Below are 14,422 nucleotides of genomic sequence, written 5' to 3'. Positions count from 1 at the left end.
AGTAAGTTTCGCTGTCTATATTCGACTGTGATAGTTACAATTTGACTAAAGTGTAACACTAATGAGTTTGAAATGAGTGATCAGAAACACAATTCTCCACAAGATCCTGACTTTGAAGGTGCTAAAGCAACCTCGCCTGCAGACGAAGATTTCGTTAGTAAAACGGAATTAAAACGTCAGGCAAAGGAGCATCAGAAGCTTGGCGAAACGATTGTAGGGTTGACCGAAGCCCATGTGGCCACCATCCCAATGGATGAAGAATTAGCAGATGCCGTCGCTATAGCCCGTAGTGTTAATAAGAAGAAGGATGGCTACCGCAGACAATTGCAGTTTATTGGTAAGCTACTTCGTCAGCGCGACACCCATGATATTGAAGAGGCGCTATCGAAAATAGCCAATCAACATCAGGCAAGTAATGCGGCCTTTCATAAACTCGAAAAAGCGAGAGAGTCGGTTATTGAAGAAGGCGACCCAGCTATTCAGCGCCTGATTGAACACTATCCAGCGTTCGATAGACAAAAGCTGCGTCAATTCAGTCGCCAGGTCAAAAAAGAAAGAGAGAAAAATGCGCCGCCAAAAGCATTTAGAGAGCTTTTTCAATATATCAAAGACACTGTCCAAGACAGCTAACATGGTTGATTCAATGAGCTGGTAGCTCGCCGCTAACAGGCACAGTTTAATGGCTTTAGGTAAGCGCACTCAGCTTTGCGCTTTTGACGAGAGCTCCTAGTTTGCAGTTGCGGTCTACTGCAAGCGTAAAGAAGGCGATATTACCCACCAGAGAAACCGCAGAGATAGATACAAAAGGCTGATAACCTCTCAGTCATCAGCCTTTTTGTGATAATACGCTTATATTGTGCGACGATGCTGTTTTTACGTAAAAAACTACGCCGTACCGCCAACAGTAAGCTCGTCAATTTTAAGCGTAGGTTGGCCAACGCCCACCGGCACGCTTTGTCCGTCTTTGCCACATACACCAATGCCCTTGTCTAAGGCGACATCGTTGCCAATCATTGAGATTTTCTGCATGACCTCTGGCCCATTGCCAATAAGGGTTGCCCCCTTCACAGGCGCTGTAATCTTGCCATTCTCAATGAGATAAGCTTCGGCACTTGAGAATACAAATTTACCCGACGTAATGTCTACCTGACCACCGGCAAAGTTAGGCGCGTAAATGCCTCTTTCGATAGATGCAATAATCTCCTGTGGATCGTGCTGGCCTTCTAGCATGTAAGTGTTTGTCATTCGCGGCATGGGCAAGTGTGCATAAGACTCTCTGCGACCATTGCCTGTAGGCGCTACGCCCATTAACTTAGCATTGTGCTTGTCTTGCATGTAGCCTTTTAAAATGCCGTCTTCAATAAGTACGTTATGCTGTGTTGCTGTGCCTTCATCGTCTACCGACAATGAACCTCGGCGGTCGCTTAACGTGCCATCATCAACAACCGTTACGCCCTTCGCCGCCACGCGCTCGCCAATGCGACCGCTAAATGTTGACGCACCTTTGCGGTTAAAGTCACCCTCTAAACCGTGCCCCACGGCTTCGTGAAGCAGCACACCTGGCCAGCCATTTCCGAGTACTACCGGCATAGCACCTGCTGGCGCTGCCACAGCCTGCATGTTAACGCGGGCCATATGAAGTGCTTCATCAGCTAAGTTTTCGTAAAGCGGCTTGCCATTTTCATCTGATTGGAAAAAAGCATAGGCGTAACGCCCCCCCGCCCCCGAAGAGCCACGCTCACGACGATCGCCATTTTCAAGCAATACAGAGCAGTTAAGACGAACTAACGGGCGAATATCGGTAGCCAGTGTGCCGTCACTTCCGGCCACTAATATTTCTTCATATACACCACTGATACTGACCACCACCTGATTAACCGATGGCTCTTGTTGGCGAATGTAGGCATCTACCGACCTAAGTAACGATATTTTCTCAGCATCTTGCATAGCCAGAATGGGATTATTCTCACTATAGCGAGATGTATGAGGCTTTTCTCCTAACGCCGCCACTCGCTGAGTACCGCCGCTAGGTGCAATACCGCGCGCTGCTTTGCACGCTTTCATTAGCGCGTCTTCACTGATTTCGTCAGAATACGCGAAGCCAGTTTTTTCACCACTGATTGCACGCACACCTACACCGCGCTCAATATTGTAACTACCTTCCTTGATAATACCGTCTTCTAACACCCAGCTTTCATGCTGGCTAGACTGGAAATACAAATCGGCGTAGTCAGTGTCATGGCGATGGATTGTCGCTAATGCACTCTCAAGCTTGGTAATATCAAGCCCTGAGTCTGATAATAAATGACGCTCTACAGATTTAGACAAAGTGACTCCTGAATCGGTTATGTTCGGCAACCGGCATGTTGTGTTTAATGGTTTCTCGTTCTGCGATATCTACACTGGCTTTTAACACACCCTTGCCTGCAGCACGCTCTGCTACTGTTTCTCCCCATGGAGATAACACTATGCTGTGGCCGTAGGTTTCACGCCCGTTGGCGTGCACCCCCACTTGGCCTGCGGCAATGACAAAGCACTGTTTTTCAATCGCACGCGCTTTTAATAAGGCGTGCCAGTGGGCTTCACCGGTTTTTTGCGTAAATGCCGCTGGCAATACCAATATGTCGATATCCGCCATTGCAGTAAATAAACCTGGAAAGCGAATATCATAACATACCGCAAGGCCGATGTTGCCAATTGGTGTGTTTACCGTCACCACCTCGCTTCCCGCTTCTGTAAAGCGCGATTCTTTGTAGCTGCCTGTAGCGTCGTTTACCGATACATCAAACATATGTATTTTGCGATAATCAGCGAGCAGCGCTCCGTCGGGCCCAAACAACATACATGCGGCAGAGAACTGGTCTGGATTGGCTGTTTTAACCGGAAAAGTACCAGACACTATGTAGCATTGATAGCGTATGGCTAGCGCAGACAGATGCCCTTGTATTGGCCCCTGCCCTTTTGCTTCTGCTACAGACAACTGCCCTTTGTCTTTACCGCCAAAACACGCAAAGCATTCTGGTAGCACAACGAGGCTGTTCGGCGTAATGTCCGACTCTGACATGGCCTTTGACACCGCAGCCAAATTTTCATTTACATCTGGCGTAGATGTCATTTGCAGTGCAACTAAGTTAACCATCAATCACCTCCATTTTGATTCGGCGCACATCGTCTTGTGTTAGCGGCCTATCTAGCGGGTCTTTTTCTATAGGCACATTTTGCGCAGGCAAACTTATATCTTTGCTGTTGCGGTCTACCTCGTCAAACTTTGGCTCATCAATAGTGCCCGTCACGCGGTAATTCACATTTGAAATCACTTTTGCTGACGTAAGCACCTGGTCGATAGCAATCGCGGCTAATGCGGTAGGCGGCGTTGCCAAAAAGTATACTAAGAACGGTAGATTTCCGGTAACGTTTGGCGCGAACGATACATTATAATTCAGCCCACCGGTACCAAGGTCAGTTAGACCGATAATTTCAATTTCCCCTGCGCCGCCGTCAATTAACGTATCGTCGGTATAGGCTTTGCCATCAACAATGTTCAGCGTACCGCCCATTTCATCGTAAAAGAACCCCTTCGCAAATACATCTCTGAAATCTAAACTCAATTTTCTTACCAATGAATTTAAACTAAAGAGCGTGAAAATACGGGAGCCTTGGTCGCTTAATTCAGTTAAATAGCCGTCAGATAATGACCATTCAACGTCGCCCTGCAATTTTCCAAGTTGGAAATCCATGGGCGAATTTTGCCAGCTGAAATTAAATGCCACGTTGGCTTCAGAGTCTTTAATGCCCGACTCTATGTCGAACTCTTTCAACATTTGCCCCACGTCAGGGGATATGAGACTTCCTTCGATACTTGTTTCAACTGCACCGTTCAGGAAATGCCAAAACCCCGTAGCGGTAACTTCCGTTTCGGCCGAACGAATCATCAGCTGGCGTGCCTGCAGTCCGTTATTTGTTTTTGCTATATCAACCGTGACTTTACCTAAGTCAATGCCATGAAATACACAACTTTCACAGTAGAAGTACATTGGCGGAAGCGAGCGTGGATCGAGTTCGAAAGGATCGCTCTTTGTTTCCTTCATACTATCACTAGGCTTAGGTAAATTGAGGTAATCAGCGTTTATCTCAATACCTTGCTGCGCTAAATCTCCATTCACGCGAACGCTTCCTCGCGCAGCAGCAGAACCGATATCGAGCAACCAATCCTCGTTTCGCTCTTGTGCATTCATCTGCACATTTTTTATGGTATGACCAGCAAAGGTCAGCTCCGCAGTTTTTGCAAATATTCTAGAGGGGGTGCCGAAAATATTGCCTTTAGCGGTGCCGTTTTTGCCAGTATTGTTATAAGTGCTGTCATTATTTTTACCATTTCTGTTTTTTTGTCCTCCTGATGTCAGCATGGACACAGTGGTAAACCACTCTGCAACGTTAGCTCTTTCCAAGTTCGCCGCAATACTAAACCCAGTACCTATATTCGCAATATCACTCTCGCCTAGCACTAAGTGAGCACGTGAAAACTGCATCTCTTGATGAGGTAATGTGCCAGTGAATCGAATATCGTTACCAAGTGTTGCGACTACATTTGACGCTTGGCGATCTCCTGAGCTTTTAATATACAGTGGCAAGCTTGTACCCGCCAGAGTGTTAAAAGGCGCAGGCAATATACTTTGTGTCGCGGTTAAGTCAGCGGTTAATTCAGCGGCGTAAGAAAAGCTATCTTTGGCCAAGGTTAAATCTACCGAAGTTTGCCATTGAGTTTCACCATCAATGTAGTCGGTAAGTTCTGTGTTTACATAATTGACAAGAGGGTGAACATGCCACCGGCCCGCTAATTGTACATTTAATGAATAGTCTTCCTCTTGAACGCCGCGAAGGTCGATAGATACCATTTGATTCAAAAACTGAGCCGATAAATCTGTCCCGCTAATATTGCCATTATCAAATGTAATGTCGCCGCTTGCCTTTTCAAAGCGCATTTTCGTTGTTGGAATATATATGGTGTTCTTGGATAGCGCCGCGGTACCTGTTGCTCTTACCTGCTCGCCATCAAGTGGAATATGTAAATGGATATCGGCAGATAGAGGCCCTGAAATCTGAACATCTTGGTTCAATACTTTGCCCAGAGAATCTTGAATAGACGACGCCATCATGAGTTGGGTGAGCCCCTTACCTGTGCCCTCGCCCTTCGCATCGATTGTAAGAATTGAGCCGGGTTTGAACTTTGGAATACTCGCCGTCATATCGCCAATTCGCACATCGGCAAGCTTGGCAGAAGAGGTTGACATAAAGAGACCGTCATTCTCAAAGCGTAGAGAAAGGTCGAGTTCGTTTAACGCAGGCCATTTCGATGAAAACAAGAAGTCACTGTCTTTAATATCCACGTAAGCTTGGAATACGCCTTGTCCTTCGGTAAAAGGAAAATCTTTCGTTTTTCCAAACCATAAAATTCGCGCTTTATCGATACTGCCTCTGCCAGTAAACGCTCGTGTTAAATATTCATCTAAATTATTGCTCATTAGCGGGGATGGGAACAGTTCGCTAACAGTACTTAAAGACAAGGGTTCGATATCAGCAAACAGCGACATGTGGCTTGTAGATGTATTGAGGCTAAACGCTGACGTAAACGACACGCTGTCGGTATCTACAACAATATTTTCACCCTTAAGCGCCCACTGACGGGCCGATACAGCGCGTTTCTTCGCAGTGGCAGCCCCAGCGCCTTCATCAGCAGCACTTTCGATATCAGCATCTTCAGAAGAAGACTCTTCATAAAGAGGATTTACGTAAATGTCAGCGGCGATTTTATTAACGTATATGTCTTTTTTGATAATGCCTTGGCTAGAGAGCGTACTGTCATTTGACTCTAAAAATACGGCCCCATTGTGTTTGTACCAAAAAAAGTCAGCATCTAATGATGAAAGCCCTGGGATAGAGGTTGTCTTTGTCCATGTTAAATCTAACACTTTAGCCGCTAACGCAGGAGCACCATTTTGCCATTGTACTTGTAGCGTGGCTAATTCACCTTTGGGATCAAGTGCCCGTATTTCGTCTTCATTGGTGTCATCAAGAAACAGCGGTAGCAATAGTAAAAAGGGATTTATTTCAACGGGCTTAACGGTGTTAAAAACTGCACTACCATTATTTGATACATGGCCAATAACGTCTGTTGTTAACGTAGCGCTACTTGAGTTAAGTTTTAATTGGTCAACTCGAACATTCCAGCCATCCCTTGAAGGCAAGGCTTGTAAGCTCCCCCCCGTGATACCTGTTACGGTTTTAACCCTTTCATTTCCCCATTGGAACAAACTGTTATTCAGTTCAGCTTGAACGGAGCCTATCGCGGTTTCAGAAAAGTTTGCCCATACTTCTAAGTTCGCTCTACTTTGCGCCAAAGGACGTTTAGTTTTAATTAAATCACTTACCCACGGCGATATGTCTAAGTCTTCCGCTTTGGCGTAAAAAACCCCATCAAACTCATCCTTATGGCCATTTATATCAATGATAAAAGACGCAGAGTTTGCAGATACCCCGTCTACTTTCATGCGCCCTAACCCTTGGTGACGCTCTCCACGGTTATTCCAAGACAAGCTATCGATATTAAAACTATTGGTATCGCCATTTCGCGTTAATGATATTTTGCCTTCTTCTAAAGAGAAGCTTTGCAGTTGTTCTAGAAAAAGACGCTCTAACGCGTTAATGACCGGGAATTTATTTTTGCTATCACCAGAAACGCGGTCAGCATCGATATCCAGATGTAACCCGCGCAATTCAAACCGAGGGGAAGAGATAAGCCGTTGACGTAGCGACTGCCAGAAATCTAGCTCTACGTAAATTTGTCGAATATTGAGTTCTACAGGAGATGCATCGTCTCTTGCTAAAGAGACTGTATTAAGCACAATGCTAGGCCCACTGCGCTCCCAGACCGCATGGATCGTATCAATAGATAAATTTACCCCGTACTGCTCGTTGATATAATCTTCTAGCAAATGCTTGTTGTGCTCAATGTGAGGCAAGGCATACCTTGCAGCACTTAATACCAGAGCAAAAAGAACAAGTAATACGGCGAGCAGCAACCAAAACTTCTTCAATAAGTACGAAGCTGCCGACGAAAATTTTGTCACACTATGCCTTTCTTAACGTTAAAGCGTTACATCATAACGACGTCGTACTTATCCTGGTTGTACAGTGTTTCGGTTTGCACTTTAATTTGTTTCGTTACAAACACTTCTAACTCAGCCAACATATGAGACTCTTCTCCCATCAGTGCTTCAGCAACTTTGGGGGACGCATAAACAACAAATTTGTCAGCATCATAGGCCCTGTTTACGCGCACAATTTCACGCATAATTTCAAAACAAATGGTCTCGATGGTTTTCACGGTTCCACGCCCTTTACACACCGGGCACTCACCACACAAAATATGCTCAATACTTTCACGGGTTCGCTTGCGGGTCATTTCAATCAGCCCCAGCGCGGTAAAGCCGTGAATATTGATTTTGGCTCTATCCTTGTTTGTCGCTACCTCTAATGAATGTAAGACCCGTCGTTTGTGATCAGGTTCAATCATATCGATGAAGTCGATAAGGATCATGCCACCTAGGTTGCGTAAACGCAGTTGACGAGCGATAGCCTGAGTAGCTTCAGTATTGGTGTTAAAGATGGTTTCTTCTAGATTTCGGTGACCAACAAAGGCCCCCGTATTGATGTCGATAGTGGTCATTGCTTCGGTTTGATCAATGATTAAATAGCCACCCGATTTTAAATCCACACGGCGCTCTAGCGCACGCTGCGCCTCATTTTCAACATCATACAAATCAAAAATTGGTCTATCGCCGGTGTAATACTCCAGCTTCCCATTCATTTCAGGTACGTATTCTTTTGTAAACTGAAACAGCTCTTGAAACGACAACTTGGAATCGATACGAATTCTATCTAGCTCGGTGCCGACAAAATCTCTAAGTACCCTTCGCGCTAGCGGTAAATCTTCATACAGCACATTCGATTTGCGGTTTTTCATGCGAGATTGAATTTTGTCCCACAGTCGACGCAAAAAGGCGGCGTCTTGCTGCAGTTCACTTTTACCCACACCTTCGGCAGCAGTGCGAAGAATGAAGCCACCGTTTTCATCGCAGAATTCTTGCACCAGGGTTTTTAAGCGCTCACGCTCTACTTCTTCTTCAATGCGCTGCGACACGCCCACATGAGTCACAGAAGGCATAAACACAAGGTAACGACTAGGAATGGTGATATCTGTGGTTAAACGAGCACCTTTAGTGCCAATAGGGTCTTTAACCACCTGCACAACGATGTCTTGTCCATCGCGTACCAACTCTCGAATATCTTGTTTTTGAATGTGGCTTGCTGATACTTCCTCGGCAATCTCGTTATGAATAACAATATCGGAAGCATGAAGAAATGCCGCTTTTTCTAACCCTATATCCACGAATGCGGCCTGCATACCGGGTAATACACGGCTTACCTTTCCGCGGTAGATATTCCCCACCAGCCCTTTTTTAGTGTGCCGCTCAACGTGTATTTCTTGCAAAATACCATTTTCAATAAGGGCAACTCGAGACTCTGACGGTGTAACGTTAATTAATAGCTCAGCACTCACTTCACAACTCCAAATTCGTTGAGCAATTGACGCGTTTCATACAGGGGTAATCCTACTACAGAACTTGGACTGCCGTTAATAGAAACGACGAATTCACCACCTATGCCCTGTATCGCATAACTGCCTGCTTTATCGGCTGGCTCGCCAGTTTCCCAGTAATCGATGATTTGCTGTTTAGTTAGTGAAGCGAAAGTAACCGCTGTTACTACAGTGCGGGTAACGTGTTTCAGTTGGCTAAGGGCACTAATTGAGGTTAACACCTGGTGCGTTTGCCCCGACAGCATGGTGAGTATGCGAATAGCGTCAGCTTTATCCACTGGCTTGCCTAGGCTTTCGCCATTAAAGGCAATCAATGTATCGCTTGCCAGCACCACGGTGTTGTCTTGCAACGCCTGTTGCTTTTCGAGCTTTTTCATCACGGCTTGTGCTTTTTCGCTAGCAAGGCGCGCAACTAAATCATCTGGCTTTTCACCTAGTTTGGGTGTTTCATCGATATCGGCGGGCAAAATGATGTGAGCCACATTCATTTGATTTAACAGTGCAGTGCGTCGAGGCGATGCAGAGGCAAGTATAAGATGAGAGTGCATTGGCGGAACCTTATTATTTCTATATACACGGCTTAGAACAACGCATGCCGTGCACAACCGGCATTGTTACATGATGGAAAACTGTCTTCGCGTTTTGCGCAGTAACCAAAAGACCCAGGGCCACAGCACCATGGATGCCGCAACGGGCCACAAGTAGTCAAGTTGGAAGTAAATATCGGTAAGAAGGTGTTGAACCCAAAATGTCAGCAAATGATAAAGCGAAGACAGTAGCCCGATAATAATCGCTTGTTGCCACACTGAATAGTTTCTCAAGCGTTGATAGTTAGCCGCTAAAATGTATATCGACACACTGAGGCCAAGACTATGAATACCTAACGTCGTGCCCACCAAAATATCCATTGCAACACCGGTGATAAACGCAACCCCCACATTTACCCGATTAGGCAACGCCATACTCCAGTATGCCAAAACCACTAACACCCAATCAGGGCGATAGACATCGGCTTGGATGGGCAGTGGTACAATTTGCAACACTAAGGCAATAATAATGCTGCCCCAAATAATAACGTTGCGTTTACGCATCTTCTGACTCTTCTACCACGTTGTCTTCGGGCTCTATTTCACTTTCACCGTCAATTTCATCACCTGATCCATTGTCATTATCTCCTTCATGCCACAGCAACAGCAGATGACGCAGTCGGTCAAGACTTGCCGTAGGCGTAACAATAATCCGAGCAAAAGGACGGCTTTCATCTCTATTCACTTGTGTCACTCGGGCAACAGGGTATCCTTCAGGAAAAACGCCGCCTAACCCCGACGATATTAAAAGGTCGCCCTCTTGAATATCAACACTATGCGGGACGTGTTCAACGTATAGCTCATTAATAGAGCCGCTGCCTGTGGCGATAAAACGAATATCGTTACGCAATGAACGCACCGGAATGGCATGGGTTACATCCGCGACAAGTAAAACACGGCTGTTGGTCGACCCAACCTCCATCACTTGTCCCACAATACCCGAGTCGTCTATGACAGGTTGAGACAAATACACCCCGTCGATTGCGCCTTTGTTGATGACCACTTGCTGGCTGTAGGGATTTTTATCTACCGCCATGAGCTCTGCCACCATTTTGCGGGACTCTTGTCGCATGGGGGCTTGTAACAGGGATCTAAGCTGTTCGTTTTCTTTCACCACCACATCGAACTGCTGAAGCTTCTCGCTCATCAACAGCAATTGGTTAGACATAGTTTGGTTTTCTGCAAGAAGCTGCTCTTTTGACGTCAGTCGTTGAGCACTCTCACTTAAAATGAGGCCGGGAAGATTGGCTAAATACTGAATGGGACTCATAAGAGAATTTAAGTATACGCGGGTAGACTTAAACCCTTCTAATTTATGGTCGACGAATATCAACAGCACCGACAGCACAAGTGCCAGTGTCAGTCTGTTGTTTAATGAGGGACCGCGAGTAAATATAGTATCCATGATACAAAGAAGGCAACCTTAAGGTTGCCTTACTTGTTTACTCGTAACTAAACAAGTCGCCACCATGGAGGTCAATCATATCGAATGCCTTACCACCGCCGCGCGCTACACAAGTAAGTGGATCGTCAGCAATAACCACCGGAATACCGGTTTCTTCCATCAACAATCTGTCTAGATCTTTTAACAGTGCACCACCGCCGGTTAACACCATACCACGCTCAGAAATATCTGATGCAAGCTCTGGTGGAGACTGCTCTAGTGCAACCATTACTGCAGAAACAATACCCGTTAGGGGCTCTTGAAGTGCCTCTAATATTTCATTTGAATTAAGTGTGAAACCACGAGGCACACCTTCAGCCAAGTTGCGTCCACGTACTTCAATTTCACGTACTTCTTCACCAGGATAAGCCGCGCCAATTTCGTGCTTAATACGCTCTGCTGTTGCCTCGCCTATCAGCGAGCCAAAATTACGACGAACGTAGTTGATAATTGCTTCATCAAATTTGTCACCGCCAATGCGCACAGAAGACGAATACACCACACCATTAAGCGAGATAATCGCAACCTCGGTAGTACCACCACCAATATCAACTACCATCGAACCTTGGGCTTCTGATACTGGTAGTCCGGCACCAATAGCCGCAGCCATCGGTTCATCAATGAGATACACTTCGCGCGCTCCGGCGCCTAGGGCCGATTCTTTGATTGCACGGCGTTCAACCTGGGTTGAGCCACAAGGCACACATACAAGTACCCGCGGGCTTGGACGCATAAAGTTATTGTCGTGAACCTGCTTAATGAAATGCTGAAGCATTTTTTCAGTCACGTAGAAATCGGCAATAACACCGTCTTTCATAGGGCGAATTGCGCGGATATTACCCGGCGTACGACCTAGCATACGCTTTGCCTCTGCACCTACCGCAGCCACACTTTTTGGGCCTGCTGCACGTTCTTGTCGAATAGCAACTACTGAGGGTTCGTTGAGAACAATACCTTGGTCTTTAACGTAAATCAGCGTATTAGCTGTTCCGAGGTCGATGGACAGATCGTTAGAGAACATGCCTCGAAGCTTTTTAAACATGAAGAGTGTATTCCTGTTTTTATGTTAACGCGTATTTGCAAGGATGAGATGGCGACGCTTTAACGTGAAGTCGAATGTAACTTCGCACACTTTAACAATGGGGGCAATTTTGGGCAAGCGATGCCGATAGTTACCGTTAAAATATATTTATTTATTTATCAAATCTGTACAAAATTAATATTCTTACCATTAGGGAGGCACGACAATATCACATAACAATAGATAAGAACCTACTTCCTTAGCCAAAGAAATTGTAACCTCTTGTCACATTCGGTGAATGGTTACCGTGTGTACAAATTTCTCACCCTCATGAAATTATTTTGTTTCAATCACAAGCGTTACTTTTCACAGGGTACCACTAACACTAATAGTAGGTTCTAATTCTGGGGCTTTGTTACTTTACCCGACCCAGGAAAGTAATCGAATTCAACACCTTTACTCATACTGTAGCGGCACCAGTACTTGTTATCGTTTCTGCTGATTGCCTCATCATTCGAAGCCGTGGAGTAAAAGCGCGCCTTTATATTAAAGCCATCCACCCTCAGTGGACTTCCCACCAGCGATGTCCATAAAGTTGCGCACCCTTCATCGCTGTCTTGGGCTGATGGCCACCCTTTATGATTCATTCTTACAGGTTTTCTGTCTATCTCACTGCCACTGTCATCGAAATGAATAAGCATGATCATTGAAGTAGGTTGACGAACGCGCCATTGATAATGAGAGGAAATGGTGTGGCGCTCAAACTTTTGTGCTTGTTTTGAAAATGCCGTTAGCGTGGTATCCGGTTCACCGGTATGTAAATTGTTTATAAAAAAAACTAACACACCAACGAACACCACTACTGTCAAAAGTTTAAACCCGGTTGAACGCGAAATTTCTTGTCGCTTTTTCATTTTTCTAGCCCAATAACCATCTTATGTCTGTAAATTACAATTTGCTTAATGAGATGATTATCGGCCGCTTAAGCTAAAAGATAAAGCAATTGAGGTCGAGGCTATGTTTACGCAGGATATGAGCATGGTATATCAGATGGACCTGAGCTTGGTCTGCTTGGGACCTAAGCTCGGCCTAAACTACATTAATCTTAACCTGATTCGAACTTTACCAAAACCTATGTCACGCGATGCCTCGCATTTCAAGTGATGTTACTTTCCCCTCGATGTAATGGGACAATACCTGCTTTTCTGCATCACTAAGACGCAAACCGTGCTTTGTCCGACGCCACAACACGTCTTCCACCGTTTGCGCCCATTCGAAACTTATCAAATAATCTACTTCAGCTTGATATAACTGTGCACCAAAATCTTGACCCAAGCCATCGACATTCGAAACGCCTGTCAGAAACTTGTGACAGAGCAGTCCGTATTGGCGAACATAACGCTCGATTACCGAAGCTGACAACCAAGGATAGCTAGATTGCAGCTCGCTCTTTAGCGAGGCTTTATCAGAAAAGGCGCCGCCGGGAAGAGGGACTTCTTTAGTCCACGCTTTTTTCGCTCTTGGAAAGCAAGTCACTAACTTATCTACCGCATGTTCGGCTAATTTTCTATATGTGGTTATCTTGCCACCAAATATGTTGAGTAAAACAGGTTCGCCTGCCTCACCTTTAAGCTCAACTTTATAATCTCGGGTAAGCTCTTGCGCCGATGCGTTTTTTTCTTCTAACAACGGACGAACGCCACTGTAGCTATGAACAATATTGTCGGTAGTAATTTTTGTTTTAAAGTAGGTGTTCACTACATCCACTAAGTAGTCGGTTTCTTCCTGTGAAATCGTCGCATCTAATGGGTTTCCTTGAAAATCTTCATCCGTCGTGCCTACTAATGAGAAGTCTTCTTCGTAAGGAATAACAAAGACAATGCGACCGTCTTTATTTTGGAGAATATAGGCTTCATCGGTGTCATATAATTTAGGCACAACAAAATGACTGCCTTTGACCATGCGCATTGCGTTAGGATTCTTTATATCCACCAATCTGTCGAGGAACGATACCGCCCAAGGTCCTGCTGCATTAACAATCGACTTCGCCTTTACTGTAAACGTTTTACCTTGTTCGTTGCGTAAAACCACATTCCACAATGCACTCTCTTTCTGAGCACTCACACACTCAGTGCGCGTGTGTATGGTAGCACCTTGATCTTGCGCTGCTATAGCGTTTAGCACCACTAACCGCGCATCGTCTACCCAACCGTCTGAATATTCAAAACACGTAGAAATATCTTTTACTAACGGCCCTTCACTTGATGTTTTAAGCTTTTTAGAGCGGGCAAGTAAGTTACGTTTGGCAAGAGAGTCGTAAAGGAAAAGGCCGATTCTTATCATCCACGCTGGGCGTAAATGTTTTTGATGGGGCAAGCGAAAGCGCAAAGGCCACATAATATGCGGCGCTTTTTGAAGAAGCACTTCACGCTCTGCAAGCGCCTCTTTCACAAGGCGAAATTCATAATGCTCAAGATAGCGAAGACCACCGTGTATCAGTTTACTGCTCGACGAAGACGTTGCGCCTGCAAGATCCCCTTTTTCGCATAAGGTGACTGACAGCCCGCGACCTGCGGCATCTAGTGCAACACCAACGCCGTTTACGCCCCCGCCAACCACTAATACATCAACAATATTACTGTCTTTCTTACTCTTGCTCATCACTTACCCTTTTAGAACGAATCGCTTATGCGCTCATTTGACAACCAAAA

General features: G+C 45.5%; 11 protein-coding genes. 1 reads left to right on the top strand and 10 read right to left on the bottom strand.

Features of this window, described 5'->3' with window-relative positions; translation table 11 throughout:
* Nucleotides 1-72: 72 nt before the first annotated feature.
* Complete coding sequence (gene yjgA, locus ACOJR9_RS01580) at nucleotides 73-630, top strand: ribosome biogenesis factor YjgA (RefSeq protein ID WP_420934688.1); 558 nt, start codon at nucleotides 73-75, stop codon at nucleotides 628-630.
* Between the two features lie 255 nt (nucleotides 631-885).
* Here the strand turns inward: yjgA and tldD are convergent, their stop codons facing one another.
* The 10 genes from tldD to glpD all read right to left on the bottom strand — a co-directional run bounded on the left by tldD (nucleotide 886) and on the right by glpD (nucleotide 14,372).
* On the bottom strand, nucleotides 886-2,328 hold the full coding sequence (gene tldD / locus ACOJR9_RS01575; RefSeq protein ID WP_420934687.1) for a metalloprotease TldD: 1,443 nt from the start codon (nucleotides 2,326-2,328) through the stop codon (nucleotides 886-888).
* A complete protein-coding gene (locus ACOJR9_RS01570; protein WP_420934686.1) occupies nucleotides 2,321-3,139 on the bottom strand; it encodes a carbon-nitrogen hydrolase family protein in 819 nt (272 codons plus the stop codon). Before ACOJR9_RS01570 ends, tldD begins: the two co-directional genes overlap by 8 nt.
* Nucleotides 3,132-7,127, bottom strand: a complete 3,996-nt coding sequence (locus ACOJR9_RS01565; RefSeq protein WP_420934685.1) for a YhdP family protein — start codon at nucleotides 7,125-7,127, stop codon at nucleotides 3,132-3,134. Before ACOJR9_RS01565 ends, ACOJR9_RS01570 begins: the two co-directional genes overlap by 8 nt.
* 26 nt (nucleotides 7,128-7,153) lie before the next feature.
* Nucleotides 7,154-8,620: a ribonuclease G gene (gene rng / locus ACOJR9_RS01560; RefSeq protein ID WP_420934684.1), complete on the bottom strand. Its 1,467-nt coding sequence runs from the start codon at nucleotides 8,618-8,620 to the stop codon at nucleotides 7,154-7,156.
* Nucleotides 8,617-9,207 carry a Maf family protein gene (locus tag ACOJR9_RS01555; RefSeq protein ID WP_420934683.1) on the bottom strand — a complete coding sequence of 197 codons (591 nt, stop codon included), beginning with the start codon at nucleotides 9,205-9,207 and terminating at the stop codon, nucleotides 8,617-8,619. The genes rng and ACOJR9_RS01555 overlap by 4 nt, the downstream gene beginning before the upstream one ends.
* Nucleotides 9,208-9,273: 66 nt before the next feature.
* On the bottom strand, nucleotides 9,274-9,750 hold the full coding sequence (gene mreD / locus ACOJR9_RS01550) for a rod shape-determining protein MreD (protein WP_420934682.1): 477 nt from the start codon (nucleotides 9,748-9,750) through the stop codon (nucleotides 9,274-9,276).
* The gene (gene mreC / locus ACOJR9_RS01545) at nucleotides 9,743-10,651 is read right to left on the bottom strand and encodes a rod shape-determining protein MreC (protein ID WP_420934681.1); all 909 of its coding nucleotides are present in this window, start codon (nucleotides 10,649-10,651) and stop codon (nucleotides 9,743-9,745) included. Before mreC ends, mreD begins: the two co-directional genes overlap by 8 nt.
* 37 nt (nucleotides 10,652-10,688) lie before the next feature.
* Nucleotides 10,689-11,732, bottom strand: coding sequence for a rod shape-determining protein (locus ACOJR9_RS01540; protein ID WP_032094811.1), 1,044 nt, complete (start codon nucleotides 11,730-11,732; stop codon nucleotides 10,689-10,691).
* Nucleotides 11,733-12,109: 377 nt separating this feature from the next.
* On the bottom strand, nucleotides 12,110-12,625 hold the full coding sequence (locus ACOJR9_RS01535) for a hypothetical protein (protein ID WP_420934680.1): 516 nt from the start codon (nucleotides 12,623-12,625) through the stop codon (nucleotides 12,110-12,112).
* 223 nt (nucleotides 12,626-12,848) lie between these two features.
* A complete protein-coding gene (glpD, locus tag ACOJR9_RS01530) occupies nucleotides 12,849-14,372 on the bottom strand; it encodes a glycerol-3-phosphate dehydrogenase (RefSeq protein WP_420934679.1) in 1,524 nt (507 codons plus the stop codon).
* Between the last annotated feature and the right edge of the window lie 50 nt (nucleotides 14,373-14,422).

The organism is Alteromonas ulvae, assembly GCF_048987005.1.
Classification (GTDB): Bacteria; Pseudomonadota; Gammaproteobacteria; order Enterobacterales; family Alteromonadaceae; genus Alteromonas.
This window is presented reverse-complemented; position numbering and strand designations above follow the sequence as displayed.

Excerpts from the sequence above, each read along its gene's own strand:
- ACOJR9_RS01535 (WP_420934680.1), bottom strand. The coding sequence starts at position 12,625 with ATGAAAAAGCGACAAGAAATTTCGCGTTCAACCGGGTTTAAACTTTTG.
- mreD (WP_420934682.1), bottom strand. The coding sequence starts at position 9,750 with ATGCGTAAACGCAACGTTATTATTTGGGGCAGCATTATTATTGCCTTA.
- ACOJR9_RS01570 (WP_420934686.1), bottom strand. The coding sequence starts at position 3,139 with ATGGTTAACTTAGTTGCACTGCAAATGACATCTACGCCAGATGTAAAT.
- yjgA (WP_420934688.1), top strand. The coding sequence starts at position 73 with ATGAGTGATCAGAAACACAATTCTCCACAAGATCCTGACTTTGAAGGT.
- mreC (WP_420934681.1), bottom strand. The coding sequence starts at position 10,651 with ATGGATACTATATTTACTCGCGGTCCCTCATTAAACAACAGACTGACA.
- ACOJR9_RS01555 (WP_420934683.1), bottom strand. The coding sequence starts at position 9,207 with ATGCACTCTCATCTTATACTTGCCTCTGCATCGCCTCGACGCACTGCA.
- glpD (WP_420934679.1), bottom strand. The coding sequence starts at position 14,372 with ATGAGCAAGAGTAAGAAAGACAGTAATATTGTTGATGTATTAGTGGTT.
- ACOJR9_RS01540 (WP_032094811.1), bottom strand. The coding sequence starts at position 11,732 with ATGTTTAAAAAGCTTCGAGGCATGTTCTCTAACGATCTGTCCATCGAC.